Source organism: Achromobacter sp. GbtcB20, from assembly GCF_019091095.1.
GTDB lineage: Bacteria > Pseudomonadota > Gammaproteobacteria > Burkholderiales > Burkholderiaceae_B > Achromobacter > Achromobacter mucicolens.
The window spans coordinates 1-285 of the sequence record NZ_JAGXJZ010000471.1 but is presented as its reverse complement, the minus strand read 5'-3'; the positions used below and the strand labels follow the sequence as shown (position 1 = coordinate 285).

At 58.6% G+C, this 285-nt stretch carries 1 pseudogene; it reads right to left on the bottom strand.

The features are described from left to right. A pseudogene (locus tag KVT32_RS29805) lies at positions 1 to 249 on the bottom strand (hypothetical protein); the annotation flags it as partial. Between the last annotated feature and the right edge of the window lie 36 nt (positions 250 to 285).

Here is a 285-nt window from a genome sequence, read left to right as displayed (position 1 = left end):
GATCGGGCTGATGGTCTTGCCGGTGACGGCGACGACCAGGCTGATCTTCTTGTCCTGCCTGATTTCGTACACTTCCTTCTCCAGCAACACCTTCAGGCGAATCGAGGTAATGCCGGGATAGATATCGTGGAGTTTCGCCTGCGGGATCCTCGCGGCGGAGGCCACGAGATGCTCGCTTGGGACATGGGCAAGGTGATCGCCATGGATGACCTCGAGCGGCACCACGACCATGTAGAGCCCGCTGATCATCCACAACAGTGCCTGGACTCCGATCACCAGTCCTAT